This is a genomic window from Streptomyces sp. R-07 (assembly GCF_049913175.1).
Taxonomy (GTDB): domain Bacteria; phylum Actinomycetota; class Actinomycetes; order Streptomycetales; family Streptomycetaceae; genus Streptomyces.
Map to the genome: position 1 here is coordinate 5,683,852 of NZ_CP183978.1, position 25,703 is coordinate 5,709,554.

A 25,703-nucleotide genomic window follows, 5' to 3' on the forward strand; every position below is an offset into this window, starting at 1 on the left:
AACCGCTGGTCATGGCCGCACGCCGGGAGAGGGCGTGCGGCCGTGCCGGTCCCGCACCCCGACGGCGACCCCGCTGCCCGACGGCCGCATCCTGTAGAACGTACGAGTGAGTCAGAGCAGCAATCCGCCCACCCCCCACCCCCGTCGCCGCAACCAGGCCGCACCGCCCCGTGAGGACGTGCTCGCCGCGGCCATGGACACCATCGCCGAGCGCGGGCTCGACGGGCTCACCATGGCCGGGCTCGGGCGGCAGGTGGGGATGAGCAGCGGGCACCTCCTCTACTACTTCCGCACCAAGGACGAGCTGCTGCTGCAGACCCTGGAGTGGAGCGAGGGCCGGCTCGGGGCCGAGCGGAGCGCGCTGCTGTCCCGGCCCGGGGCGGTGCGCGACCGGCTCGACGGGTACATCGACGTCTACGTGCCCGACGGGCCCCGGGACCCGCACTGGACGCTCTGGCTGGAGGTCTGGAACCGGTCCCAGAACGCCGACGACGACGCCCGTGCCCGGCAGGCCGCCATCGAGGGGGCCTGGCACCGGGACCTCGTCGCGATCCTCGCCGAGGGAGTCTCGCGCGGCGAGTTCCGGGCGGTCGACCCGGACCGCTTCGCCACCCGCCTGAGGGCCCTGCTCGACGGCTTCAGCGTGCACGTCGCCGTCGGTCTGCCGGGTACGGGGCGGGAGCAAGTCCTCGGTCACGTGCGGGAGTTCGTCTCCGAAACCCTGATCGCGCGAACGTAACGCACGTAAGTACTCCCGATCGTTGCGCGCTGCACCCTTGTCGGTGCCGCGCCCCCTCCGGCACGGTTCCTGCCCATGGGACGAGAGCACTGGAAGAAGATCTGGGTCGGCTCCGCGGGCAACATGGTCGAGTGGTTCGACTGGTTCGTGTACGCGAGCTTCGCCACCTACTTCGCGGGGGCCTTCTTCCCCGAGGGCAACGACACCGCCAAGCTCATGAACACCGCCGGCATCTTCGCCGTCGGCTTCTTCATGCGGCCCGTCGGCGGCTGGCTCCTCGGCCGGGTCGGCGACCGGAAGGGCCGCAAGGCGGCGCTCACCCTCACCGTGACGCTGATGTCCGCCTCCGCGGTGCTGATCGCCGTCGCCCCGACGTACTCCGTCGCCGGCTACGGCGGCGCCGCCGTCCTCCTCGTCGCCCGCCTCCTCCAGGGTCTCTCCGTCGGCGGCGAGTACGCGGCCAGCGCCACCTACCTCACCGAGGCCTCCGCGCCGCAGCACCGAGGCTTCGCCTCCAGCTTCCAGTACGTGTCGATGACCGCGGGACAGATCCTCGGCCTCGGCCTGCTGCTCGTCCTCCAGCACACCCTGTCCGCCGACGCCCTGCACGCCTGGGGCTGGCGCATCCCCTTCGTCGTCGGCGCCCTCGGTGCGGCCGTCGTCTTCTACCTGCGCCGCACCATGCTGGAGACCGAGGTGTACGCGGAGACCGCCGACTCCGGGGTCGCGCGGGGACAGCAGGGCACCCTCAAGGCCCTGTGGGCGCACAAGCGGGAGGCCTTCCTCGTCATCGCGCTCACCATGGGCGGGACCGTGGCCTACTACACGTACACCACCTACCTCACCAAGTACCTGTCCAACTCCGCCGGACTGCCCAAGCAGACCGCCACCCTGGTCTCCTTCTGCGCCCTGATCGTCTTCGCCTGCCTGCAGCCGCTCGCCGGGCGGCTCTCCGACCGGATCGGGCGCCGGCCGCTCCTCATCACCTTCGCGGTCGGCTCCACCGTCCTCACCGTCCCGATCCTGACGATGCTCAAGCACGCCGGCTCCTTCTGGCCGGCGCTCGGCCTCTCCCTCCTCGCGTTGGTCGTCGTCACCGGCTACACCTCGATCAACGCCTGCGTGAAGGCCGAGCTCTTCCCGACCGGCATCCGCGCCCTCGGCGTCGCCCTGCCGTACGCGATCGCCAACGCCCTCTTCGGCGGCACCGCCGAGTACGTGGCGCTGTGGTTCAAGGACGCCGGCGTCGAGTCGGGCTTCTACTGGTACGTGGCGGGCTGCGCGGCCGTCTCCCTGGTCGTCTACCTCGCGATGCGGGAGACCCGGGACATCGACCTGGGTCGCGTCGGCGCCGCCCAGTCCGAGCGGCCGCGAGATCAACTGCCCGTATCGTGAGACCGCCGTCCCGGCGGTCCGGGACCTGTGTCAGACTTCCGGCGTGCTTGCTACCACGATGATTACCGGCAGCAGCGCGCCGGTCCGCAGTGGCCGCTGAGGCGTGGAACGATCCCCACGCAGGCGGACACCGTGCCCCAGACCCGCGCGCAGACCTCTCGCACCCGCGAGGGGTTTTTTCGTTTTCCGGCCCCACCCACGCCGGAAGCGGACAGCGCGTGAGAATGGGGGCAAGTGGATCCATACCTTCCGGAGCCACATCCGACAGGAGCCATCACAGCCATGACCACGGAGAACGCCGAGGGCTCGCGCCTCGACGACAGTTTCCATGTCTTCGACACGACGCTGCGCGACGGGGCGCAGCGTGAAGGCATCAACCTCACCGTCGCGGACAAGCTGACCATCGCCCGGCACCTCGACGAGTTCGGCGTCGGCTTCATCGAGGGCGGCTGGCCCGGCGCCAACCCGCGCGACACGGAGTTCTTCGCCCGCGCGACGCAGGAGATCGCGTTCAAGAACGCGCAGCTCGTCGCCTTCGGCGCCACCCGCAGGGCGGGGGGCCGCGCGGCCGAGGACCCCCAGGTCAAGGCGCTCCTCGACTCCGGCGCCCCGGTGATCACCCTGGTCGCCAAGTCGCACGACCGGCACGTCGAGCTCGCCCTCCGCACCACGCTCGACGAGAACCTGGAGATGGTCCGCGACACCGTCGCCTACCTGACCTCCCAGGGGCGCCGGGTCTTCGTCGACTGCGAGCACTTCTTCGACGGCTACAAGGCGAACCCGGACTACGCCAAGGCCGTCGTCCGCGCCGCGCGCGAGGCCGGCGCCGACGTCGTCATCCTCTGCGACACCAACGGCGGCATGCTCCCCGCCCAGATCCAGGCCGTCGTCGCCACCGTCCTCGCCGACACCGGCGCCCGCCTCGGCATCCACGCCCAGGACGACACCGGCTGCGCCGTCGCCAACACCCTCGCCGCCGTCGACGCGGGCGCCACCCACGTCCAGTGCACCGCCAACGGCTACGGCGAGCGGGTCGGCAACGCCAACCTCTTCCCCGTCGTCGCGGCCCTGGAGCTCAAGTACGGCAAGAAGGTCCTCCCCGAGGGCGCGCTCGCCGAGATGACCCGGATCTCGCACGCCATCGCCGAGGTCGTCAACCTCACCCCCTCCACCCACCAGCCGTACGTCGGCGTCTCCGCCTTCGCCCACAAGGCCGGACTGCACGCCTCCGCGATCAAGGTGGACCCCGACCTCTACCAGCACATCGACCCCGAGCTGGTCGGCAACACCATGCGGATGCTCGTCTCCGACATGGCCGGCCGCGCCTCCATCGAGCTCAAGGGCAAGGAGCTCGGCGTCGACCTGGGCGGCGACCGCGAGCTCGTCGGCCGCGTCGTCGAGCGGGTCAAGGAGCGCGAGCTCAAGGGCTACACGTACGAGGCCGCCGACGCCTCCTTCGAGCTGCTGCTCCGCGAGGAGGCCGAGGGCCGGGCCCGCCGCTACTTCCGTACGGAGTCCTGGCGCGCGATCGTCGAGGACCGCCCCGACGGCACCCACGCCAACGAGGCGACCGTGAAGCTCTGGGCCAAGGGCGAGCGGATCGTCGCCACCGCCGAGGGCAACGGCCCGGTCAACGCCCTCGACCGGGCGATGCGGGTGGCCCTGGAGCGGATCTACCCCCAGCTCGCGAAGTTCGAGCTGGTCGACTACAAGGTCCGCATCCTGGAGGGCCGCCACGGCACCGAGTCCACGACCCGGGTCCTGGTCACCACCAGCGACGGCAACGGCGAGTGGGCCACGGTCGGCGTCGGCGAGAACGTCATCGCCGCGTCCTGGCAGGCCCTGGAGGACGCCTTCACGTACGGCCTCCTGCGCGCCGGGATCGACCCCGCCGAATAGTTCCTCTATATCCCGTTTGGTTCGATTCGGGTAGCGTCGAACCATGAGGACCAGGGCGATATCCGTATGGTCGGCGCTCGGCGGGCTGACGCTGCTCCTGCTGCTGGTCCTGGCGCCCCTCGCGAGCGCCAGGGCCACGGGCGTTCCCGACGCGGCAGCCGCCCTGAAGCAGGGGCCGGTGTACGTCGATCCCGGCGCCGCCGGACAACTCTCCACGGCCGACGCGAACGCCCTCGCGCAGAAGATCAAAGACGCGGACAAGCCGCTCTTCGTGGCGGTGCTCCCCGCGAACGCGCAGTTCCCGCCCGAGAACCTGCTGCGGAACCTGCGCACCCAGACCGGCATCACCGGCCTCTACGCCATCCGCCTCGGCGACGGCTTCAACGCGGGCGCCGACCCCCGGGTGATGTCCGAGCAGGCCGTACGGAACCTCGTCACCTCCGTCCGCCAGCCCGGCGCCGACGCCGTCACCGAGCTCAACAACTTCGTCGACCAGGCCCTGCCCACCCTGCGCGGCTCCGCCCCCGCCTCCTGGGGCTCCGTCGGCACCGACTCCGGCGTCCCCGTCGCCGGGCTCGTGACCCTCGGCGCGGTCGTCGTCGCCGGCGGCGCGGGCGCCTACGCGGTCGTCCGCCGCAACCGGCTCCGCAAGGAGGCCGAGGAGCGCGCCGCCCTCGACCGGCTCCGGGTCGTCGTCGACGAGGACATCACCGCCTTCGGCGAGGAACTCGAACGCCTCGACTTCCACCCCGCCGAGGCCGGCGCCGACGACGCCATGCGCGGCGACTACGAGCGCGCCCTCGACTCGTACGACACGGCCAAGTCCCGCATGGGCGCGGTCACCCGCCCGCACGAGGTCCGCGAGGTCACCCAGGCCCTGGAGGACGGCCGCTTCTCCCTCGCCGTCCTGGCCGCCCGCCGGGAGTCCCGCCCGCTGCCGGAGCGCCGACCGCCCTGCTTCTTCGACCCGCGCCACGGCCCCGCCGCCGATGACCGCACCTGGACCCCGGCCGGCGGCGCCCCCCGTCAGGTCCCCGTCTGCGCCGCCGACGCGGCCCGCGTCGACGACGGCCTCGACCCCGTGGCCCGCACCGTCGACACCGACACCGGCCGCCGCCCCTACTGGGAGGCGGGCCCCGCCTACGGCCCCTGGGCCGGCGGCTACTTCGGCGGCGGCATGCTCCCCGGCCTCCTCGTGGGCACCATGCTCGGCTCCATGCTCTCCACCCCGGCCTACGCCTCCGAGTACGGCGGCGGCGACTTCCAGGGCGGTGACTTCTCCGGCGCCGACTTCGACTCGTCCGGCTTCGGTTCGAGCGACTTCGGCGGCGGGGACGGTGGCGGCTTCGGCGGCGGCGACTTCGGAGGGGGCGGCGGGTTCGACGGCGGCGGCGGGTTCTAGCCCCCTTTCCGGGCGGGTCAGACCAGCGGCTTCACCGACATCAGCAGATGGCGGTGGGTCGCGTCCGGGCCGTTGGTGAGCAGGGCGCGCTGGCCGGGTCCCAGGAGGTGGAAGCGGACCTCGGGGGCGTCCAGGGAGCCCAGCGCGTCCAGGAGGTAGCCCGGATTGAAGGCGACCGTCAGGGAGTCCGGTCCCGTGAGCGTGCCGGGGAGGTGCTGGGAGGCCACGTCGTCCTCGTAGCCCGCCTGGAGATGCAGGCCGGTGGGGGAGAAGGCCAGCTGGACCGGGCTGTCGCCCTCCGCGACGACCGCGACCCGCTTGACGGCCTCGGTCAGCGGGGCCCGCTCGGTCACCGCGAGCGCGTGCTCCCCGAGGGCGAACAGCTTGTCGTGGCGGGGGAGCCGGCCGTCGAGCAGCCGGGTGGTGGTGCGCATGCCGGCGCTCTCGAAGCCGATCGAGCCGCCGTCGAGGGCGAGCCGGGCCGGGCCGGCGCCCGCGAGGGAGCGGGCGATCTCCGTGAGCCGGCGGGCCGGGACGACCACGTCGGCGCCCTCCGCGGGGGCGTCGGCCTCCGGCTTCCACTTCAGGGTGCGGACCGCGTACCGGTAGCGGTCGGTGGCGGCCAGCGTCATGGTGGCGCCGTCCAGGGCGAGCCGTATCCCGGTGAGGACGGGCAGCGAGTCGTCACGGCCCGCGGCCACGGCGACCTGGCCGACCGCCGCGGCGAAGGCGTCCCCGTCCACCAGGCCGCGCACCTCGGGCAGTGCCGGCGCGGCCGGGTAGTCGTCGAGCGGCAGCAGGGAGAGGCCGAAGCGGGCGCCGCCCGAGGTCACCGAGAGGCGGGCGCCCTCCACGGCCAGCTCGGTGCCGCCCCTCGGGAGGACCTTGCAGATGTCGAGCAGACGCCGGCCGAGGACCAGCGCCCGGCCCTCGACGGCGGTGTCGGCCTCGACCTCGACGCGGGCCGAGGCCTCGTGGTCGAGGCCCGAGACGCGCAGTCTTCCGTCCGCCGCCTCCAGGAGCAGACCGCCGAGGACGGGCATGGGGGAGCGGGCCGGGAGGACGCGCGCGGCCCAGGCCACGGCTTCGGTCAACACGGCGCTGTCGATGCGGAATTCCATGCCGACGACGCTAGCGGCCGCCACTGACAAAGGCGTTGACCAGCGGTTTCAGGCGCGTTCGGCGGCCCTGTCGGTGCACGGGCGCGCTCGGTTGCTAGCGCTGCTAGACACGAGGGCTGCGCCAGGTCTAGCGTTGGCACAGGTACTAGCGATGCTAACTCGCGCTGGATCGATGCCGGATCAACACTCTGGGGGACCCATGAAGACCCACCGCCTCGCCACCGTCCTGACCGCCCTGCTCGGACTCTTCTGCCTCTCGTTCGGCACCCGGTTCCTGCTCGACCCCGAGACCGCCGCTTCCGGCTTCGGCCTCCCCTCCTGGCCCGAGGGCGACGCCGCCGGATACTTCACGGTCAAGGCGGGCCGCGACCTCGCCAACGGCGCGGTCGTGCTCACCCTCCTCGCGCTCGGCCGGCGCCGCTCGCTGGCCTGGGTCATGCTGTGTCTGGCGATCGCCCCCTTCGTGGACGCGCTCACCGTCATCGCCCACGGCGGCCCGTACGCCGTCGCGCTCGGCGTCCACGCCGCCACCTGCGCCGCCGTCCTCCTCGCCGCCGGACTCCTCTTCGCGAGCTCGTCCGGGAGTGGAACCGGAGCGAACTCCGGTGAGCGGGAAGGGATTCGCGCTCTTGATCGTTCTGCTGTCTGACCGCGACGACGACACCCACGGGGGAGCGACCATGACCGACGTCCACGGCACTGTGGAGCCCGGATTCGAGTCCGTACGCAAGGTGTTCGCGGGGATCGTCGCGGACGAGGCACGCGACGGCGGCGCCCAGCTCGCCGTCCACCACCGGGGCAGACTCGTCGTCGACCTCTGGGGTGGTGACGGCGTCGACGGCGACTCCCTGCTCGGGCTCTACTCGTCCTCCAAGGGCGCCATGGCCCTGGTCGCCGCCCTCCTCGTCCAGGACGGCGTCCTCGACCTGGACCGCGAAGTCGCCTCCTGGTGGCCCGAGTTCGCCGCCGAGGGCAAGGAGGAGATCACCCTGCGGCAGCTGCTCGCCCACCGCTCCGGGGTGATCGGCACGGACGGCGGCTTCACCCTCGACGAGCTGGCGGACGACCGGGCGATCGCCGCGCGGCTCGCCGGCCAGCGCCCCTTCTGGGAGCCGGACACCGGCCACGGCTACCACGCCCTGGTCATCGGCGCCCTGGTCGGCGAGGTGGTGCTGCGGGCCACCGGCCGGACGGCCCGGGAACTCTTCGAGGAGCGGGTCCGCGCCCCGTACGCCCTCGACTACTACCTCGGCCTGCCCGAGGAGCTCGAACCGCGCTTCCGTACGGCCCTGCCGATGCTGCCCACCCCCGCCCAGCAGGCCCTGCTCGCCGAGAACCCGATCGCCCCCGACAGTCTGCTGGCCGTCGCGTTCGACCTGCACGCCGATCCGCCGCTCGACATCGTCGCCTACGCCAACGCGCGGGCCGTACGGGCCGAGGCGCCGCTCTCCGGCGGCGGCATCGGCACCGCCCGCGGCCTCTCCCGGATGTACGCGGCGATCGCCGGCGAGCTCGACGGCCGGCCCCCGCTGCTCACCCCCGACACCCTGGCCGAGTTCGCCCGGATCCACTCCCGAGGCACCGACCTCGTCACGGGCGAGGAGAACGCCTTCGGCCTCGGCTTCGTCCCGCTCGCCACCCGCCATCCGTCCCTCAGCGACACGGCGATCGGCCACAGCGGCGCCCCCGGATCCCAGTCCTTCGCCGACCCGGCCACGGGCCTCGCGTACAGCTACACCCGCCGCCGCTTCGGCTTCATGTCCGGCCCGGGCGCCCCGGAGAACGACCGCCTGGTCCCGGCGGTCGTCGAGGCAGCGGCGAAGGCCGTCTGACCTGCGCGATCGTGCCGCCGGGCGATGCGGGACCGTAACCGCGGCGCGGGCCTGCGGCGCCCCGACGATCCTCGTCATGATCACCCCTGCCGTGGACCCCTCCTCCGAGGCCTTCGCCCAGGGCGAGGCCATCGGCAGAGGATCGTCCTCGGCGTGGTCGCGGGGATCGTCGCCCTCGGGGTCGCGAGGGCGCTCTCGTTCGAGGGGGAGCCCCCGGCGGGGCGGTCGGGGGCCGGTTCCACCGCGATGGCCGGGTCCGGGCAGGGCGGGGCTGTCCCGGACCGGGTCGTCGAAGGACCCGAACGGGTTGGGGAGTACCGCGTCCTCACCGGGGCCGACCCGCTGAAGGGGAAGACGAAGCCGAGGGGCGAGCAGTGGGCGACCTCACCGGGGCAGCGAGGACCGCCCTCGCTTCCGTGCCGCCGCCGAGAAGCACGGCTGACGCCCGGGGCGTCACGCAACGCCGAGCGCCCGCCTTCCGCTGTCGCGGAGGGCGGGCGCGCTCGTGTGTTCAGGGTGCCGGCGGAGGGATCAGGCGGCGTTCTTGATCGCGGAGATGTCGAAGTTCAGCTTGACCTTGTCGCTGACCATGACGCCGCCGGTCTCCAGGGCCGCGTTCCAGGTCAGGCCCCACGCGGAGCGGAGGATCTCGGCGGAGCCCTCGAAGCCGACGCGCTCGTTGCCGTAGACGTCCGTCGCGGTGCCGTTGAACTCCAGGTCGATGGCGAGCGGCTTGGTGACGTCCTTGATGGTCAGGTCGCCGGTGATCCGGTACTTGTCGCCGCCCAGCTGCTCGGCGCTCGTGGAGCGGAAGCTCATCAGCGGGAACTGCTCGGCGTCGAAGAAGTCGCCGCTCCGCAGGTGACCGTCGCGGTCGCCGATGCCGGTGTCGATGGAGGCGATCTTGATGTCGATGGAGGCGGTGGAGGCGCCCGGGTTCGAACCGTCGAGCTTCAGCGCGCCCTCGTGCTCGGCGAAGGTGCCGCGGACGTTGGTGACCATCGCGTGACGGACGGTGAAGCCGATGCTGCTGTGCGCCGGGTCGATGGAGTAGTCGCCGGTGAGGGCGGCCAGGGCCGGGTCGACCGGCAGGGTGGCGGTGGCGACGGCGGACTCGGTGTTCTTGCGGCCGAAGATACCCATGACGTGCTCCTTGTCGGTGTTTGTTGAACCTTCAACGAGAATGACTGTAACCCTATTCCGTTCAACATTCAACATCTGGGGAAGGGGTTCATTCGGACGGCGTCACGTCGGCATCGACACCCTCTTGCGGACGCGCGTAGAACTACGCGCGCCCGCCCTCTGGCGGACGCGCGTAGAACTACGGCACCATCTCCCTGCGCGACGAGCACCACCTGCACAGCCGTCCCCATCCGTCACGGTCACCAGCAGGAGGATCCCCCCGTGAAGCTCCGCTCCGTCCTCACCGCAGTCGCCCTCGTCCTCGGCGCACTCTTCGCGCCCGGCTTCGGCGCCCTCACCACCGCCACCGACGCCCACGCGGTCACCAAGATCAGCCACGCCACCGCGACCTCGATGTTCCGGGCCTCCGGGATCACCTGGTCCTCGTCCGGCAACTGCTCCGACCGCTACAACTCCACCTGCACGTCCTTCGAGCAGCTCAACCTCGCCACCGCCCAGGGCGCCCAGACCCTCAAGAGCGCCAGCGGCTGCGCCCTCAACATCACCGGCGGCACCGAGGTCGGCCACGCGAGCGGCACGTACTCGCACTGGAACGGCTACAAGCTCGACTTCAGCAAGTACACCTGCGTCGGCAGCTACATCAAGAACACGTTCACCTACATCGGGCTGCGCGGCGACGGAGCCCCGCAGTGGAAGTCCGGCGCGGGCAACGTCTACGCCGACGAGGGCAGCCACTGGGACGTGACCTTCTACAACTGCGGCGGCTGCTGACCGACCGCCGGGCCCAAGAAGCCCCCTTCGGCGGTCACTTGGACTAACCGAAGGGGGTTCTTGGACTGGAGGGGCCCGCGCGGCTCGATCTCGTTGACGGTGCCGCCGGGGCGCGGCTGACTGGTCCGCATGTCCCTCCCCCTCTCCTCCAGAGTCCGCACGGTCTGCGCGCTCGCCGCCGCGTCGGCCACCGTGTTCGCCCTCTCCGGGCCCGCCCTGGCGGACGGCACCACGGCCACCACCACCGCTACCGCCGCCGCCACCGACACCGCAGCCGCCGAGATCGGCTCCGACCAGCTCGCCGTCGCCGTCGCCGAGGACTTCCCCCGCGTCCTCTCGTACACCGACCGCGCGAGCGGCGCCCGTCTCCTCGGGAGTACGGCCCCGGTCACGCAGGTGGTGCTCAACGGCACCGCCCACGCCGTCCAGGCCAAGGGCGCCCCCGTCCTCACCGCCACCTCCGCCGCGTACACCCTCGTCTTCCCCGACCTGCCCGGCGTCGAGATCGACGCCCGGCTCGGCGTCGACGGCCGGACCACCACCTTCAAGGTGACCGCCGTCCGCGACACCGAGGCCTTCCGCGTCGGCACGATCGACGTCCCCGGCCACGACCTCGTCTCCGTCGGCTCCTCGGACACCGGCGCCGCCACCGCCTTCACCCGGCTCGACCCGGACTCCACCCGTACCGCCGACGTCTTCGCGAAGGTCACCGACACCACCGCCGCCGAGGCGAACCCGGTCGGCGCGAGCTACGCGATCGTCAACACCGGACAGCTCGCCGCCGCCGTCGAGTCCAACTCCAGCTACGACAAGCCCTCCGGAGCCTCCGCCCGCGACGGCGCCCGCTTCTGGCACCAGGCCCGCAGGAGCGGCACGGAGACCCGCGTCGGCGTCTGGTCCGGCCAGTGGACCTACCGCGGCGCCGGCGCCCCGCAGCCCGAGAGCGGCGACAACCTGCCCTGGGCGAAGGTCGTCGTCACCCCCGACGCCAACGCCGACGGCACCACCGACTGGCAGGACGGCGCCGTCGCCTTCCGCACGATCGGGATCAAGGCCCCCGGCAGCGACCAGACGCCCCGCAGGGTCGTCGCCCACATCCCGTTCAACTTCGCCTCCCAGGCCACCCACCCCTTCCTGCGCACCCTCGACGACGTCAAGCGGATCTCGCTCTCCACGGACGGACTCGGCCAGTTCGCGCTGCTCAAGGGGTACGGCTCCGAGGGCCACGACTCCGCCCACCCCGACTACGGCGGCAACTACAACAAGCGGGCCGGCGGCCTCGCCGACCTCAACACCCTCCTCCGCGAGGGCAAGAAGTGGGGCGCGGGCTTCGGCGTCCACGTGAACGCCACCGAGTCGTACCCCGAGGCGAAGAACTTCAGCGAGACCCTCGTCGACAAGACGAAGCCCGGCTGGAACTGGCTCAACCAGAGCTACTACATCGACCAGCGCCGGGACATCACCAGCGGTGACCTCGCCCGCCGCTTCCAGCAGCTCCGCGACGAGACCGACCCCAACCTGTCGATGCTGTACATCGACGTCTACTACACGCACGGCTGGATCGCCGACAAGACGATGCAGGCCGTCCAGGCGCAGGGCTGGAACGTCGCCACCGAGTGGTCCGAGAAGTTCGAGCGGGCCTCCCTCTGGTCCCACTGGGCCAACGACCTCGACTACGGGGGCGCCACCAACAAGGGCCTCAACTCGCAGATCGTCCGGTTCATCCGCAACGGCGAGAAGGACGTCTGGAACAACCATCCCGTCCTCGGCCAGACCGCACTCGTCGACTTCGAGGGCTGGACCGGCGAGACCGACTGGAACGCCTTCTCCGCCAACATCTGGCAGCGGAACCTCCCCGCCAAGTACCTCCAGCAGCAGAAGATCACCCGCTGGAACGGCGACGACATCACCTTCACCGGCGGCGTCCGCGGCACCGTCGAGAACGGCCGCCGCACCTTCTACGAGAACGGCCGCAAGGTCCTCGACGGCGAGAGCTACCTGCTCCCCTGGGACGGCGGCAAGAAGCTCTACCACTACAACAAGGGCGGCGGGACCACCAGCTGGGCCGTCCCCGACGGCACGCGCGCGTACACCGTGTACAAGCTCACCGACAACGGGCGCGTGAAGACCGCCACCGTGCGCCCCTCCGGCGGGCGGATCACCCTCGACGCCGCCGCCGGACAGCCCTACGTCCTCTACCCCGACAGCGCCCCCGCGCAGACCGCCCCGCAGTGGGGCCAGGGCACCCCGGTGAAGGACCCCGGCTTCAACGACGCGAAGCTCGGCGGCTGGACCAAGGCGGGCACCGTCGCCCGTGACACCGACGGCCAGGGCCGCAACAGCGCCAGGCTCAGCGGCACCGCCACCGCCTCGGTCAGCCAGCAGATCACCGGCCTCACCCCCGGCAAGCGGTACACCGCCTCCGCCCTGATCGAGGTCGAGCCCGGGAAGACGCGCCGGACCACCCTCTCCGCCGGCGGCGCCTCCGTCACCGTCGAACGCTCCTCCCTGGAGGACCGGGTAGCCGCCTCCGACTGGAACGGCACCCGCTTCCAGCGCGCCAAGGTCACCTTCACCGCCCCCGCCGACGGCTCCGCCCCGCTGCGGATCCAGGCCGCGAGCGGCAGCCCGGCGACCGTCCGCGTCGACGACGTACGGATCGTCGCCAACGCCCCCGCCGCCAAGGCCGGGACCGCGGTGTACGAGGACTTCGAGGCCGTCGACCAGGGCTGGGGCCCCTTCCTCAAGGGTGACGCCGGCGGCACGACCGACCCCCGCACCCACATCGCGCAGCTGCACGCCCCGTACACCCAGGCCGGCTGGAACGGAAAGCTGATCGACGACGTCATCGGCGGCGCCGAGAGCCTCAAGTCGCACGACGAGAACAGCGGACTCGTCTACCGGACCGCGCCCTGGACCGTCCCGATGACGGACGGACACAGCTACCGCGTGGAGTACGACTACCAGTCCAGCCACGCGGGCGCGTACGAGTGGGTCACCGGCTACGACCGTACGAACGGCAACGGACCGGCCGTCGAGACCCGGCGCACCCCGATCGGGCAGCTGGGGGCACCTCCCAGCGGTAGCTGGGGGACGAGCACCGGGCACTTCGCCGAGACCGTCACCGCCGGCTGCGGCGACACCTGGACCGGCCTGCGCAAGCGCGATGACGCCCCGGAGGGCGCCGACTTCGTCCTGGACGGCTTCACCGTCACCGACCTCGGCCCGGCCGCCGAGCGCGCCGCCTGCGGCACCCTCACGGTCACCGCGCCCGAGACCCTGGAGCCCGGCCGCCCGAACCAGGTCACGGCCACCTTCGGCAACGACGAGGCCACCGAGGTCACCGGCGCCCAGGCCGTCCTCACCCTCCCCGAGGGCTGGACCGCCGAACCGGCCGCCCCCGTCGCCCTCGGCGCGGTCGCGCCCGGCACGGAGGCCACCGCCACCTGGCAGGTGACGCCGCCGGTGGACGCGGCGTACCAGCCGTACCCGCTGGGCGCCTCCGTCGCGTACGGCCTCGGGGGAGGCGAGCGGAAGCTGACCGCCGCCACCACCGTCCGCACCCTGCCCCCGCCGCCCTCCGCCGACAGCTGGGCGAGCGACCTCGACTGGACCTCGGCCACCAACGGCTGGGGACCCGTCGAGCGGGACCTCTCCAACGGCGAGACGGGCACCGGCGACGGCTCCCCGCTGCGGATCGGGGGAGTGGCCTACGCCAAGGGCCTGGGCACCCACGCCCCCGCCAAGGTCCGCTACTACCTCGGCGGCCGGTGCACCTCGCTCACCGCCGAGGTGGGGGTGGACGACGTCCAGACCACCCGGGGCAGCGTCCGGTTCAGCGTCCTCGCGGACGGCGCGGAGAAGGTGACGTCCCCGGTCCTCAAGGCCGCGGACCCGGCCTGGCCGCTCACCGCCGACGTCACCGGCGCCTCCTACGTCGACCTGGTGGTCGACGACGGCGGCGACGGGAACGGCAACGACCACGCGGACTGGGGCAGCGCCCGCTTCCACTGCGGGAGCTGACGGGCGGTAAGCGCTTTCCCCAGGTGCTGTCGTGCTCATTGATTGCGTCGGAAACAGGGTGTTACACCGGGCGCCGACCGGTCTCCACCACTTCCCCCGGGAGGCTCCCGTGTCCCTGCCCCTCTGGTCCCGCCGCACCTTCCTGAGCACGACGGCCGCCACCGCGGCCGCCCTCGCGCTGTCCCCCTCCGCCCACGCGGCCGACCCGGCCGACGAGTTCGAGACCCTGCGGCTCCGCTGGCTCGACCTCCAGCTCGGCTCCGGCTTCGACGCCGGGGCCGAGCCCTACGCCGGACGCCTCGCCGAGACGGGCACGCTCGCGCGCGCCTTCCGCGCGGGCATGGCCGCCACCCCCACCTCGCTCTGGCCCGACGCCCCCTTCGACCCGCCGGCCGGCATCTCCCAGAGCTACAGCCGCCTGTGGACCATGACCCAGGCGTACGTACAGCCCGGCACCGGCCTCACCGGCGACGAGAGCCTGCTCGGCGACGTGCTGCGCGGCCTCGACCACCTCTCCGCCACCGTCTACAGGGCGGGCGCCCCGCGCTACGGCAACTGGTGGGAGTGGCAGATAGGCAGCCCCCGCCTGCTGATGGACATCGTGGCCGCGCTCCACCCCCGCCTCGGCGCCGACCGCATCGCCGCCGCCTGCGCCGCCGTCGACCACTTCGTGCCCGACTCGATCCTCGCGAACTACTCCGGCACCTCCACCGGCGCCAACCGCGTCGACCTCTGCCGCTCGGTCACCCTGCGCGGAGTCCTCGGCGCGAACCCCGCCAAGATCGCCCTCGCCCGCGACGCCCTCTCGCCCGTCTTCCCGTACGTCACCCAGGGCGACGGCCTCTACGCCGACGGCTCCTTCGTCCAGCACACCTGGGTCGCCTACTCCGGCACGTACGGGCAGGTCATGCTCGACGGCCTCGGCCGGCTGTTCTCCCTCCTCGCCGGTTCCAGCTGGGCCGTCACCGACCCGAACCGGCAGATCGTCCTCGACAGCGTCGAGAAGGCCTACGCGCCCTTCATCTACGACGGCCTGATGATGGACAGCGTCAACGGGCGCGCCGTCAGCCGCGGCTACCTCAAGAACGACGACCGGCAGATCATGCGCTCCGACCACTTCCACGCCCAGGGCGTCATCGCGGCCATCGCCCTCCTCGCCGGCGGGGCGTCCGCCGCCGAGCGGGACCGGTGGCACGCGCGCGTGAAGGGCTGGATCGAGCGCGACACCGTCTCCCCGGTCCTCGCCGCCCGCCAGTTCGGCGTCGCCGACCTCGCCCGGCTGCACGCCGTGGCCGCCGCGCCCGTCCCCGCCGCCCCCGAACCCACCGGGCACCGGCTCTTCGCCGCCATGGACCGGGCCGTCCACCGCCGCCCCGGCTGGGCCGCGAACATCGCCATGGCCTCGAACCGGATCACGTACTACGAGTGCGGCAACGGCGAGAACCCGCGCGGCTGGCACACCGGCGCCGGGATGCTCTCCTGGTGGACCCCGGACCTCGGCGACCAGTACACCGACTGGTTCTGGCCCACCGTCGACCCGTACCGCCTCCCCGGCACCACCGTCTCCACCAAGCGCCTCGCCGACCGGGCGGGCGGCGAGTGGGGCGCGCCCCGGCCGGCCGTCCACTGGGTCGGCGGGGCCACCGACGGCGAGTACGCGGCCGTCGGCCAGCACCTCAAGGGCCTCGGCTCCACCCTGGAGGCCCGCAAGTCCTGGTTCTGCGCGGCGGACGCGGTCATCTGCCTGGGCGCCGGGATCACCGCGACCGACGGCGTGCCCGTCGAGACGGTCGTCGACAACCGCCTCCTGGGGGAGAGCGGCACCCAGGCCCTCACCACCGGCGACGGCTGGGCCCACCTGGAGGGTCACGGCGGCTGGGTCCTCCCCCAGGGGACCGGGAACCTCCGCACCCTCCGCGAGGACCGCACCGGGGCCTGGAGCGACATCAACACCACCAGCTCCGCCGAGCGGCGGACCCGCCGCTACCAGACCCTCTGGCTGGACCACGGCACCGACCCGGTCGCCGCCTCGTACGCGTACCTCCTGATGCCGGGCGCCTCGCCGCGTACGCTCGCCGCCCGCGGCGCCGACCCCGACTGGCTGAACGTTCTCGACAACACCGCCGAGCGGCAGGCGGTCGCCGTCCCGTCTCTCGGACTGACCGCCGCGAACCTCTGGCAGGCCGGTACGGTGGGACCCCTCACCGTCACCGCGCCCGCGAGCGTCCTCGTCCGGCGCCGCCTTTCCGTCCTCGACCTGAGGGTGTCCGAGCCGCTCCGCACGGGACGGCCGCTGGAGCTGGTCTGGAACCGTCCGGTCCGCCGGGTGGTGCGCCACGACCCCTCGGTTGAGGTCCTCGCCACCGGGCCCGTGCTGCGGCTGCGGATCACCCCCGGTACCGGGGGTGCGACCCATGGTTGCGAGGTTCTCCTCTAGGTCTATGTCGGACCCCTACAAACACGGGGGGTACCTGGCTGTTGACTCGGGCTGGACGGGTGAGGGTTCTGTCCAGCCCCACCAGGATTCGACACGCGAGACTGTACGGAGTCGACGGCAGGGTTTTCTTGTGTGACTTCGTAGGGTCGACACATGACCGTTGTGGACCAGATCCCGAGCGAGCCCGCTGACGCCCGTGGCCGAGTGGCCGAGCTGCACGTCCTGCGCGAGCAGGCACTCCGTGGCCCGAGTGACCGTGCCACCGAGGCCCAGCACGCGAAGGGCAAGCTGACGGCGCGCGAGCGCATCGAGCTGCTGCTCGACCCTGGTTCCTTCAGCGAGGTCGAGCAGCTGCGGCGCCACCGCGCCGTCGGCTTCGGCCTGGAGGCGAAGAAGCACTACACCGACGGTGTCGTCACCGGCTGGGGCACGGTCGAGGGCCGCACGGTCTTCGTCTACGCGCACGACTTCCGGATCTTCGGCGGCGCCCTCGGCGAGGCCCACGCCACCAAGATCCACAAGATCATGGACATGGCCATCGCGGCCGGTGCCCCGCTGGTCTCCCTGAACGACGGCGCCGGCGCCCGCATCCAGGAGGGCGTCTCCGCCCTCGCCGGCTACGGCGGCATCTTCCAGCGCAACACCAGGGCCTCCGGCGTCATCCCGCAGATCTCGGTGATGCTCGGCCCGTGCGCCGGCGGCGCGGCCTACAGCCCCGCCCTCACCGACTTCGTCTTCATGGTCCGCGAGACCTCGCAGATGTTCATCACCGGCCCGGACGTCGTCAAGGCGGTGACCGGCGAGGAGATCACCCAGAACGGCCTCGGCGGCGCCGACGTCCACGCCGAGACCTCCGGCGTCGCGCACTTCGCGTACGACGACGAGGAGACCTGCATCGCCGAGGTCCGCTACCTCCTGTCGATGCTCCCGCAGAACAACCGCGAGAACCCCCCGACCGTCGCCTCCGAGGACCCGGCCGACCGCCGCTCCGAGGTCCTGCTCGACCTCGTGCCCGCCGACGGCAACCGCCCGTACGACATGCACAAGGTCATCGAGGAGCTCGTCGACGACGGCGACTTCCTGGAGATCCACGAGCGCTGGGCCCGCAACATCATCTGCGCCCTGGCCCGGCTCGACGGCCAGGTCGTCGGCATCGTCGCCAACCAGCCCCAGTCGCTGGCCGGCGTGCTCGACATCGAGGCCTCCGAGAAGGCCGCTCGCTTCGTGCAGATGTGCGACGCCTTCAACATCCCGATCATCACCCTTCTGGACGTACCCGGCTTCCTGCCCGGCGTCGACCAGGAGCACGGTGGAATCATCAGGCACGGCGCGAAGCTGCTGTACGCGTACTGCAACGCGACCGTGCCCCGGATCTCCCTGATCCTGCGCAAGGCCTACGGCGGCGCCTACATCGTGATGGACTCCCAGTCCATCGGCGCCGACCTGACGTACGCCTGGCCCACCAACGAAATCGCGGTCATGGGCGCCGAGGGCGCCGCCAACGTGATCTTCCGCAAGCAGATCGCGGAGGCCGAGGACCCCGAGGCCATGCGGGCCCGCATGGTCAAGGAGTACAAGGCCGAGCTGATGCACCCGTACTACGCGGCGGAGCGCGGCCTGGTCGACGACGTCATCGACCCCGCCGACACCCGCCAGGTGCTCATCAGGTCCCTCGCGATGCTCCGCACCAAGCACGCCGACCTGCCGTCCCGCAAGCACGGCAACCCGCCTCAGTAAGAGGAGTCATCCACGTGACAACCCCTGCCAACCTTCTCCGCGTCGAGAAGGGCAACGCCGACCCCGAGGAGCTCGCCGCCATCACGGCGGTGCTGCTCGCCCGCGCCGCCTCCCAGCCCGCCGAGGAGGCCCACCGCGGCCGCACCACGGCCGGCTGGCGCCGCCTGGAGCGCGAGCACGGCTTCCGCGCGCCCCACAGCTGGCGCTGACCTCCGCCGTACCGGAAAGGCCCCGCACCGATCGGTGCGGGGCCTTTCGGGGTACCTGCCCCCGGAGCGAACGCGCCCGCCAGGGCGCCGTTCCGTTGTGCTCACCCTCCCCCAGACTTCGTCCGGGGGGACCCCCCGCCCTGCGGAACGATTGCCCACAACGGGTACGCGAGAGGCCCCGCACCGACATGGGTGCGGGGCCTTCTACCGTGCGACCGTCAGGGACTACCGCAGGCGCGCCATGAGCGCGTGCTCCACCAGGGTGATGAGCGCGCTCTTGGCGTCGGCGCGGTGGCGGGCGTCGGTGGTGATGATGGGGGTGTCGGGGCCGATCTGGAGGGCCTCGCGCACTTCCTCGGGCTGGTAGGGCTGATTGCCGTCGAAGCCGTTGAGGGCGATGACGAACGGCAGGCCCGAGTTCTCGAAGTAGTCGACGGCGGGGAAGCAGTCGGCGAGGCGGCGGGTGTCGACGAGGACGACGGCGCCGATGGCGCCGCGGACGAGGTCGTCCCACATGAACCAGAAGCGGTCCTGTCCGGGGGTGCCGAACAGGTACAGGATCAGGTCCTGGTCGAGGGTGATGCGGCCGAAGTCCATGGCGACAGTCGTCGTCGTCTTGTCGCCGGTGTGGGTGAGGTCGTCGATGCCCGCGGACGCGGAGGTCATGACGGCTTCGGTACGCAGCGGGTTGATCTCCGAGACGGCGCCGACGAACGTGGTCTTGCCCACGCCGAAGCCGCCCGCCACCACGATCTTCGCGCTGGTGGTTGAACGGGCCGCGCCGCCGCTAGAGCTTGCGAAGTCCACTGAGCACCCTTTCGAGCAGTGTCACGTCTGGCTGGCCGCCGGCGGCCTCGTCGCCGCCGGGCTGGTGGATGGCGACGAGTCCGGCCTCGGCCAGGTCGGCCACGAGGATTCGGGCGACGCCGAGGGGGATGGAGAGAAGTGCCGAGATCTCCGCGACCGACTTGATCTCGAAGCAGAGCCGGCAGATCCGCTGGTGCTCGGGCAACTGCCCCTGCAGCCGGGCCGGATCGGCCGTCGTACTGACCAGCGCCTCGATGGCGAGCTGGTAACGGGGCCGGGTCCGGCCACCGGTCATCGCGTAGGGACGCACGAGCGGGTTGTGCCCGCCGGAACCGCCCGAGGCGGAGCCGCGCGAGGTGGAGGGGGAACCCGCGGCCGACGGGACCTGAGGCTGCGCGTAGGGCTGCGACACGCCCTGTCTGCTCGGGGTGGAGGGAAAGTTGAACCGGTTCTGCGCGGTGTCGCCCAGCGGTGCCTGATGCGCGTCATAACCGTTGTAGGGGCTCGCGCCCGGGGGTGTACCCACGTCTCCTCCTCCGACTGCCTCGCGGTCCATGTCCCTTGGACCGCGCCACCGCACCCTACGGGGCGGTGACGCGAAACGCACTGTCTGTCTGTTAGTTGAGAAGACTTCCCTGAAGCTCCGCCCGGAGGTCGGGAGTCAGAACCGTGCCCGCCCGGTCCACGAGCAGCGCCATCTCGTAGCCCACGAGACCGATGTCGGCCTCCGGGTGGGCCAGCACCGCCAGCGAGGATCCGTCCGAGACCGACATGATGAAGAGGAAGCCGCGCTCCATCTCCACCACGGTCTGGTTGACCGCACCGCCCTCGAAGATCCGGGACGCCCCCGCGGTCAGCGAGGTCAGTCCGGAGGCGACGGCCGCCAGCTGGTCGGCGCGGTCGCGGGGGAAGCCCTCGGACATCGCCAGCAGGAGTCCGTCGGCGGAGACCACCACCGTGTGCGACACCCCGGGGGTGTTGTCCACGAAGTTGGTGATCAACCAGTTCAGATTCTGCGCCGCCTGGCTCATGCTCACACTAACGCTCCTGGTTGTAGGTACTGCCCGGGCCGAGGCCCGATCCGTTCGTGTCCGTTCCCGCGTTGCGTCCCTGCTGGACGCCCCGGCGCAGGTTGCTCAACCTGCCCCGTACGTCCTCGGGTGCGCGGGAGACCTGGGGGCCGCCCTGCGGGGTCTGCTCAGCCGTGCCCTCGACCAGGTTGGCCTTCGGGACCCGCCGGGGGAGACCGGACGAGGTGACCCCGCCCGCCTTGGGGTCCTTGAGCTTCCCGGCCCGCTGCCAGCGCTCGTCGTTCGTCGAGCGCCATTCGTCGGTGCCGTCGGCTTCGTCCTGCTGCTGTTCCGGCTGCGCGGGCTTCGGCTGCTGCGGCGCCTGCTGCGGCACCTGCTGCGTCTGCGGGGCGACGCTGCCGCGGCGCGGCAGACCGGCGTCGGTCAGCGCGTGTCCGGCGTCCGGGGCGGGACTCGAAGTCGGACCCGGACGGTCGAAGCCTACGCGGTCGGCGGCCTGTTCGGGAGCGCTCGGAGCAGATTCCGATTCCGCTCCGAAATCCTGTCCGTAGCCGTTCTGGTAAGCGTTCTGTTCCGGCCACTCTGCCTGGTGGGACTGGGTATCGAACGCATTGCCGTACTGCTGGTGTTCGGTTCCCGTGGTCTCGTACGAGGCTTCCGCATAGCCCTGCTGGGGGTACGTCTCGTAGCCCTGCTGCGGGTAGGCGTAACCCTCCTGCGGGGCGTAACCGTCCTGCTGCGCGTAACCGTCCTGCTGCGGGTAGCCGGCCGCGTACTCCTGGCCGTACTCCTGCGCCGGGTACTGCTCGGCCCGGTACTCCTGGGCCTGGGCCTGCTGCTGCCCGTACTCCTGAGCCTGGTCGTACTCCTGGGCCTGGCCGTACTGCTCCGCCGGCTCCGCCTCGTCGCGGAAGAGCGGACGGTCGCCGTCCTGCGTCTGGGCCTCCAGGGCGGCACGCCGCCCCTCGCGCTGCAGCGAGCGGTTGACCGGGTCGAGCGGACGCTCCTCCTCGGCCGGCTGCTCGTAGCGCGAGTCGTCGAAGCCCAGGTCGGCGGCGGTCAGCATCGGCTGCTGCTGCGGAGCGGCCTCGAAGGCGTTCTGCTGCTGCTGCTGCGGAATGATCTGCGAGACGGTGAAGTCGTCCTGGAGCGGCTGCTCGCCGCCACCACCGTGCGTGATCGCGTCCGGCAGCATGACCAGCGAGGTCGTCCCGGCCTGCTCGCCCGAGGGGCGGAGCTGGACCCGGATGCCGTGCCGGTCGGCGAGCCGGCCGACCACGAAGAGGCCCATGCGCTGCGAGACGGCGGCGTCGACGGTCGGCGGGTTGGCCAGCTTGTGGTTGATGTCCGCGAAGTCCTCGGCGGTGAGGCCGATGCCCTTGTCGTGGATCTCGACCATCACGCGGCCGTCGGGGAGACGGGTCGCGGTGACGCGGACCTTGGTCTGCGGGGAGGAGAACGTGGTGGCGTTCTCCAGGAGCTCGGCGAGCAGGTGCACGAGGTCGGTCACGGCCTGGCCGTGGATCTCGGCCTCCGGCACGCCGGCCAGCTCGATGCGCTCGTACTGCTCCACCTCGGAGGAGGCGGCGCGCATGACGTCCACCAGCGGGACCGGCTGGTCCCAGCGGCGGCCGGGCTCCTCGCCGGCGAGGACGAGGAGGTTCTCGCCGTTGCGGCGCATACGGGTCGCGAGGTGGTCCAGGCGGAAGAGGTTCTCCAGCTGGTCCGGGTCGGCCTCGTTGTTCTCCAGGTCGGTGATGAGGGTCAGCTGGCCCTCGATCAGCGACTGGTTGCGGCGCGAGAGGTTGGTGAAGATCGCGTTGACGTTGCCGCGGAGCATGGCCTGCTCGGCGGCGAGCCGGACGGCCTCGCGGTGGACCTGGTCGAAGGCGCGGGCGACCTCGCCGATCTCGTCCTGGGTGTCGATCGGGATGGGCTGGACGCGGGTGTCGACCCGGCCCGGCTCCGTACGCGAGAGCTGGTCGACGAGCATCGGCAGGCGCTGCTCGGCGATGCCGAAGGCGGCGGTCCGCAGCTGCTGCATCGCGCGGCTCATCTGGCGGGCCATCATCCCGGCGAGGATGAAGGCGGCGAGCAGGGCGACGACGACGATGCCGCCGTTGACCCAGGCGTCCGTCTTGGCCTCGTCGGAGATGTCGGCGGCCTCGGTCACGGCCTTGTCGACGAGGGTCTTCTCGACCTCGCTGTAGCCGTCGAACTTGGCGGTGGCGACGGCCATCCAGGTCTCGGGCGTGATGCCCTTGCCCTTCAGGGCCGCGATGCCCTCGGGGCCCTTGGCGGTGCCGATCTGGGAGGCGACGCCGGAGTAGACGGAGCCGTCCTTGCCCTTGGGGAGCTCGATGCCCGCCGCGGTCATCCGCTTCTCGCCCTCGGCGGCCTTGCCGGCCATGACCTTCTTCAGCAGCTCGACGTCCTCGGGCAGACCGCCGGAGTTGAACTCGCCGAGGGCGATCTGCTCCAGGTAGTTGTACGAGTTGAACGCCACGGACTGCTGACCGAAGACGGCCTCGTCACGGCTGGGCCGGACCAGGAGCTGGGTGCCGATGGAGCGCTGGAGGGACTCCGCGCCCTTCGAGAGCTGGACCGCGTAGACGGTGCGGCCGTAGCTGGTGATGTTGCCGGTGCCCAGGCCGAGCTCGTTGGAGAACTCCATGAGGTAGTGCTGCACGCCCGTGTACCCGAGCTGGGTGTTCACCGGGTCGAGGGAGCGGGTGTACGCGGCCTTGCGCAGCACCTCCAGCTTGGGTTCCTCGTCCTGGAACAGCCGCAGACGGCGCTCCATGCCCTGGCCCGACGGCATGCTCTTGACGGCCTCGTCGAACTTCGCCTTGGCGGAGTCGGTCGCGGCGTACGCCCGCTGGACCTCGTCGACCTTGCGGTCCTCGGGGGTCTTCGCGACGAGCAGGGGGCCGGCGGTGAGGTCACGCTCGTTGAGGAGGGCGGTGCTGTACTCCGAGGCGGCGCGCACGATGAGCGCCGTCTTCTCGGCGTCCTGCGCCTCCTGCCAGGTGTCGATCGCCGCCTTGACCTGGAAGCTGCCCATGACGAGGCCGACGAGCACGGGTATGCAGAGGATCGCGTTCAGACGGGTGGGCACCCGCCAGTTGCGGGGCGACAGCTTGCTGGAGCTTCCCTTGGGCGCCTCGATGGGGGGCGGCGTCACGGGCACGTCCGCGGGCGACATCGCCGTACGCGACGGCGGCGTGAAGTTGCCCCGCGTCTCCTGCTCCGCGGAGCTTTCCTTGCTTCGCCTCACTCGACCAACAACCTCTCGGCGTCGGCACCTACGTTGTGCCGGTGTTTCGTTCAGGGCCGTACTACTCGGGAGTTCATGAATTGCAGCACGTGAAGGGTGTCCCTTCCAAACACTGGGAAGCGACCGCCTTCAGTGGTCCAGGCCTTGCATAAAACGGGCATAAAGAGCGAGCCCCGCCAAATGGCGGGGCTCATGTGAGCGCAGTGACACCGATCGGATGCGTCGGGTGTCCGAGGCGCCCCAATTCTCTGTCGAAACGTTATGAACGCCCGGGCGGCCGTGTCGAAGGACACAGACCGCCCCTGGCAGCGGCATATGACAACTGCCCGGCCCGTTTCTCTACTTGAGCCGGGCCATGAGGGCGTGCTCGACGAGCGTGATGAGCGCGCTCTTGGCGTCGGCGCGGTGGCGGGCGTCGGTGGTGATGATGGGGGTGTCGGGGCCGATCTGGAGGGCCTCGCGCACTTCCTCGGGCTGGTAGGGCTGGCTGCCGTCGAAGCCGTTCAGGGCGATGACGAACGGCAGGCCCGAGTTCTCGAAGTAGTCGACGGCGGGGAAGCAGTCGGCGAGGCGGCGGGTGTCGACGAGGACGACGGCGCCGATGGCGCCGCGGACGAGGTCGTCCCACATGAACCAGAAGCGGTCCTGTCCGGGGGTGCCGAACAGGTACAGGATCAGGTCCTGGTCGAGGGTGATGCGGCCGAAGTCCATGGCGACGGTCGTCGTCGTCTTGCCGCCGGTGTGCGTCAGATCGTCGATGCCGGCCGACGCGGAGGTCATGACGGCTTCGGTACGCAGCGGGTTGATCTCCGAGACGGCGCCGACGAACGTGGTCTTGCCCACGCCGAAGCCGCCCGCCACCACGATCTTCGCGCTGGTGGTCGATCTGGCCGCGCCGCCGCTAGAGCTTGCGAAGTCCACTGAGCACCCTTTCGAGCAGTGTCACGTCCGGCGTGCCGCCGGTCTCTCCGTTGCCCGGCTGGTGGATCGCCACCATGCCGGCCTCCGCCAGGTCGGCCACGAGGATCCGGGCGACACCGAGCGGCATCGACAGGAGGGCCGACACCTCGGCCACCGACTTGACCTCGCGGCAGAGGTGGCAGATCCGCTGGTGCTCCGGCAGGAGCGTGGCGAGGTGTGCCGGGTCGGCCGTGGTGCTGACCAGCGCCTCGATGGCGAGCTGGTAGCGCGGCCGGGTCCGGCCGCCGGTCATCGCGTAAGGACGCACCAGCGGCTGGTCGCCCTCGTATCCGTACTCGTCGACTGAGGCGCCGTACGGATCGTGAGAGGCGGGGGGCGGGGTCATGAATCCTCCGGGCGTGACAGCAAGACTTTCTGCCGTCTGATGGGGCCGGTGGGGGGCCGGGTGGGGCGGCCGGACGGTGAACGGTGCCCAGGGCGGTACGGAGGGGCGTACCGCCCTGTCGATCGGTCGATGCGGATGTGTGTCCGGTGTGCGTGACCGGCTAGTGGAGCAGGCTGCCCTGGAGCTCCGCACGGAGATCCGGGGTGAGCACGCTGCCGGCCCGGTCGACCAGCAGCGCCATCTCGTAGCCCACGAGGCCGATGTCGCACTCGGGGTGTGCGAGCACGGCCAGCGAGGATCCGTCGGAGACCTGCATGAGGAAGAGGAAGCCGCGCTCCATCTCCACCACGGTCTGTGCGACGGGGCCCCCCTCGAAGATCCGGGACGCGCCCGCGGTCAGCGAGGTCAGTCCGGATGCGACCGCCGCCAGCTGGTCGGCGCGGTCGCGGGGGAATCCTTCGGACATGGCCAGCAGGAGTCCGTCGGCGGAGACCACCACCGTGTGCGACACCCCAGGGGTGTTGTCCACGAAGTTGGTGATCAACCAGTTCAGATTCTGCGCCGCCTGGCTCAT

General features: G+C 71.5%; 20 protein-coding genes. 11 read left to right on the plus strand and 9 right to left on the minus strand.

What is annotated here, in order from left to right; all coding sequences use genetic code 11:
- Positions 1-193: 193 nt before the first annotated feature.
- The 4 genes from ACN9M0_RS26240 (at position 194) to ACN9M0_RS26255 (ending at position 5,435) form a co-directional block, all read left to right on the plus strand.
- Positions 194-739, plus strand: a complete 546-nt coding sequence (locus ACN9M0_RS26240; RefSeq protein ID WP_366036134.1) for a TetR/AcrR family transcriptional regulator — start codon at positions 194-196, stop codon at positions 737-739.
- Positions 740-814: 75 nt separating this feature from the next.
- The gene (locus ACN9M0_RS26245; RefSeq protein WP_426404315.1) at positions 815-2,134 is read left to right on the plus strand and encodes an MFS transporter; all 1,320 of its coding nucleotides are present in this window, start codon (positions 815-817) and stop codon (positions 2,132-2,134) included.
- A gap of 282 nt (positions 2,135-2,416) precedes the next feature.
- Positions 2,417-4,033: a citramalate synthase gene (cimA, locus tag ACN9M0_RS26250; RefSeq protein ID WP_366035942.1), complete on the plus strand. Its 1,617-nt coding sequence runs from the start codon at positions 2,417-2,419 to the stop codon at positions 4,031-4,033.
- Between the two features lie 43 nt (positions 4,034-4,076).
- Positions 4,077-5,435, plus strand: coding sequence for a hypothetical protein (locus tag ACN9M0_RS26255; RefSeq protein ID WP_366035941.1), 1,359 nt, complete (start codon positions 4,077-4,079; stop codon positions 5,433-5,435).
- A 17-nt stretch (positions 5,436-5,452) separates the two neighbouring features.
- Here ACN9M0_RS26255 and dnaN read toward each other — a convergent pair whose 3' ends face one another.
- A complete protein-coding gene (gene dnaN, locus ACN9M0_RS26260; RefSeq protein WP_366035940.1) occupies positions 5,453-6,556 on the minus strand; it encodes a DNA polymerase III subunit beta in 1,104 nt (367 codons plus the stop codon).
- Between the two features lie 199 nt (positions 6,557-6,755).
- On the opposite strand from dnaN, the gene ACN9M0_RS26265 reads away from it, so the two are divergent.
- Together ACN9M0_RS26265 and ACN9M0_RS26270 are read left to right on the plus strand one after the other, a co-directional pair.
- On the plus strand, positions 6,756-7,205 hold the full coding sequence (locus ACN9M0_RS26265) for a DUF4267 domain-containing protein (protein WP_366035939.1): 450 nt from the start codon (positions 6,756-6,758) through the stop codon (positions 7,203-7,205).
- A 31-nt stretch (positions 7,206-7,236) separates the two neighbouring features.
- Positions 7,237-8,388 (plus strand): serine hydrolase domain-containing protein, encoded by a 1,152-nt coding sequence (locus ACN9M0_RS26270; protein ID WP_426404316.1) that lies wholly within the window; start codon positions 7,237-7,239, stop codon positions 8,386-8,388.
- A gap of 531 nt (positions 8,389-8,919) precedes the next feature.
- Here ACN9M0_RS26270 and ACN9M0_RS26275 read toward each other — a convergent pair.
- A complete protein-coding gene (locus ACN9M0_RS26275; protein ID WP_366035937.1) occupies positions 8,920-9,531 on the minus strand; it encodes a YceI family protein in 612 nt (203 codons plus the stop codon).
- A 261-nt stretch (positions 9,532-9,792) separates the two neighbouring features.
- Here ACN9M0_RS26275 and ACN9M0_RS26280 point away from each other — a divergent pair, with 261 nt between their 5' ends.
- From ACN9M0_RS26280 to ACN9M0_RS26300, 5 genes are all read left to right on the plus strand, one after another.
- Entirely contained in the window at positions 9,793-10,302 is a 510-nt protein-coding gene (locus ACN9M0_RS26280; protein WP_366035936.1) for a hypothetical protein, read from the plus strand.
- Between the two features lie 129 nt (positions 10,303-10,431).
- Positions 10,432-14,325, plus strand: a complete 3,894-nt coding sequence (locus ACN9M0_RS26285; RefSeq protein ID WP_426404317.1) for an endo-alpha-N-acetylgalactosaminidase family protein — start codon at positions 10,432-10,434, stop codon at positions 14,323-14,325.
- A gap of 115 nt (positions 14,326-14,440) precedes the next feature.
- The gene (locus ACN9M0_RS26290) at positions 14,441-16,762 is read left to right on the plus strand and encodes a polysaccharide lyase 8 family protein (RefSeq protein ID WP_426405328.1); all 2,322 of its coding nucleotides are present in this window, start codon (positions 14,441-14,443) and stop codon (positions 16,760-16,762) included.
- A 153-nt stretch (positions 16,763-16,915) separates the two neighbouring features.
- The gene (locus ACN9M0_RS26295) at positions 16,916-18,499 is read left to right on the plus strand and encodes an acyl-CoA carboxylase subunit beta (protein WP_366035934.1); all 1,584 of its coding nucleotides are present in this window, start codon (positions 16,916-16,918) and stop codon (positions 18,497-18,499) included.
- 14 nt (positions 18,500-18,513) lie between these two features.
- Positions 18,514-18,708, plus strand: a complete 195-nt coding sequence (locus ACN9M0_RS26300; RefSeq protein WP_366035933.1) for an acyl-CoA carboxylase subunit epsilon — start codon at positions 18,514-18,516, stop codon at positions 18,706-18,708.
- Positions 18,709-18,933: 225 nt separating this feature from the next.
- Here ACN9M0_RS26300 and ACN9M0_RS26305 read toward each other — a convergent pair whose 3' ends face one another.
- The 7 genes from ACN9M0_RS26305 to ACN9M0_RS26335 form a co-directional block, all read right to left on the minus strand.
- Positions 18,934-19,515 carry a GTP-binding protein gene (locus ACN9M0_RS26305; protein WP_015036414.1) on the minus strand — a complete coding sequence of 194 codons (582 nt, stop codon included), beginning with the start codon at positions 19,513-19,515 and terminating at the stop codon, positions 18,934-18,936.
- On the minus strand, positions 19,496-20,041 hold the full coding sequence (locus ACN9M0_RS26310) for a DUF742 domain-containing protein (protein WP_366035932.1): 546 nt from the start codon (positions 20,039-20,041) through the stop codon (positions 19,496-19,498). Before ACN9M0_RS26310 ends, ACN9M0_RS26305 begins: the two co-directional genes overlap by 20 nt.
- 91 nt (positions 20,042-20,132) lie before the next feature.
- Positions 20,133-20,546 carry a roadblock/LC7 domain-containing protein gene (locus tag ACN9M0_RS26315; RefSeq protein WP_056644956.1) on the minus strand — a complete coding sequence of 138 codons (414 nt, stop codon included), beginning with the start codon at positions 20,544-20,546 and terminating at the stop codon, positions 20,133-20,135.
- Positions 20,547-20,553: 7 nt separating this feature from the next.
- Entirely contained in the window at positions 20,554-23,823 is a 3,270-nt protein-coding gene (locus ACN9M0_RS26320; RefSeq protein ID WP_426404318.1) for a nitrate- and nitrite sensing domain-containing protein, read from the minus strand.
- Between the two features lie 339 nt (positions 23,824-24,162).
- On the minus strand, positions 24,163-24,744 hold the full coding sequence (locus ACN9M0_RS26325) for an ATP/GTP-binding protein (RefSeq protein WP_161374012.1): 582 nt from the start codon (positions 24,742-24,744) through the stop codon (positions 24,163-24,165).
- Complete coding sequence (locus ACN9M0_RS26330) at positions 24,725-25,129, minus strand: DUF742 domain-containing protein (RefSeq protein WP_024756254.1); 405 nt, start codon at positions 25,127-25,129, stop codon at positions 24,725-24,727. Before ACN9M0_RS26330 ends, ACN9M0_RS26325 begins: the two co-directional genes overlap by 20 nt.
- Positions 25,130-25,289: 160 nt before the next feature.
- Positions 25,290-25,703 carry a roadblock/LC7 domain-containing protein gene (locus tag ACN9M0_RS26335; RefSeq protein WP_015036421.1) on the minus strand — a complete coding sequence of 138 codons (414 nt, stop codon included), beginning with the start codon at positions 25,701-25,703 and terminating at the stop codon, positions 25,290-25,292.

What these genes read in the sequence shown, in the direction of transcription:
- ACN9M0_RS26240 (WP_366036134.1), top strand. Translation starts at nt 194, where the DNA reads ATGGACACCATCGCCGAGCGCGGGCTCGACGGGCTCACCATGGCCGGG.
- ACN9M0_RS26245 (WP_426404315.1), top strand. Translation starts at nt 815, where the DNA reads ATGGGACGAGAGCACTGGAAGAAGATCTGGGTCGGCTCCGCGGGCAAC.
- cimA (WP_366035942.1), top strand. Translation starts at nt 2,417, where the DNA reads ATGACCACGGAGAACGCCGAGGGCTCGCGCCTCGACGACAGTTTCCAT.
- ACN9M0_RS26255 (WP_366035941.1), top strand. Translation starts at nt 4,077, where the DNA reads ATGAGGACCAGGGCGATATCCGTATGGTCGGCGCTCGGCGGGCTGACG.
- dnaN (WP_366035940.1), bottom strand. Translation starts at nt 6,556, where the DNA reads ATGGAATTCCGCATCGACAGCGCCGTGTTGACCGAAGCCGTGGCCTGG.
- ACN9M0_RS26265 (WP_366035939.1), top strand. Translation starts at nt 6,756, where the DNA reads ATGAAGACCCACCGCCTCGCCACCGTCCTGACCGCCCTGCTCGGACTC.
- ACN9M0_RS26270 (WP_426404316.1), top strand. Translation starts at nt 7,237, where the DNA reads ATGACCGACGTCCACGGCACTGTGGAGCCCGGATTCGAGTCCGTACGC.
- ACN9M0_RS26275 (WP_366035937.1), bottom strand. Translation starts at nt 9,531, where the DNA reads ATGGGTATCTTCGGCCGCAAGAACACCGAGTCCGCCGTCGCCACCGCC.
- ACN9M0_RS26285 (WP_426404317.1), top strand. Translation starts at nt 10,432, where the DNA reads ATGTCCCTCCCCCTCTCCTCCAGAGTCCGCACGGTCTGCGCGCTCGCC.
- ACN9M0_RS26295 (WP_366035934.1), top strand. Translation starts at nt 16,916, where the DNA reads ATGACCGTTGTGGACCAGATCCCGAGCGAGCCCGCTGACGCCCGTGGC.
- ACN9M0_RS26315 (WP_056644956.1), bottom strand. Translation starts at nt 20,546, where the DNA reads ATGAGCCAGGCGGCGCAGAATCTGAACTGGTTGATCACCAACTTCGTG.
- ACN9M0_RS26330 (WP_024756254.1), bottom strand. Translation starts at nt 25,129, where the DNA reads ATGACCCCGCCCCCCGCCTCTCACGATCCGTACGGCGCCTCAGTCGAC.
- ACN9M0_RS26335 (WP_015036421.1), bottom strand. Translation starts at nt 25,703, where the DNA reads ATGAGCCAGGCGGCGCAGAATCTGAACTGGTTGATCACCAACTTCGTG.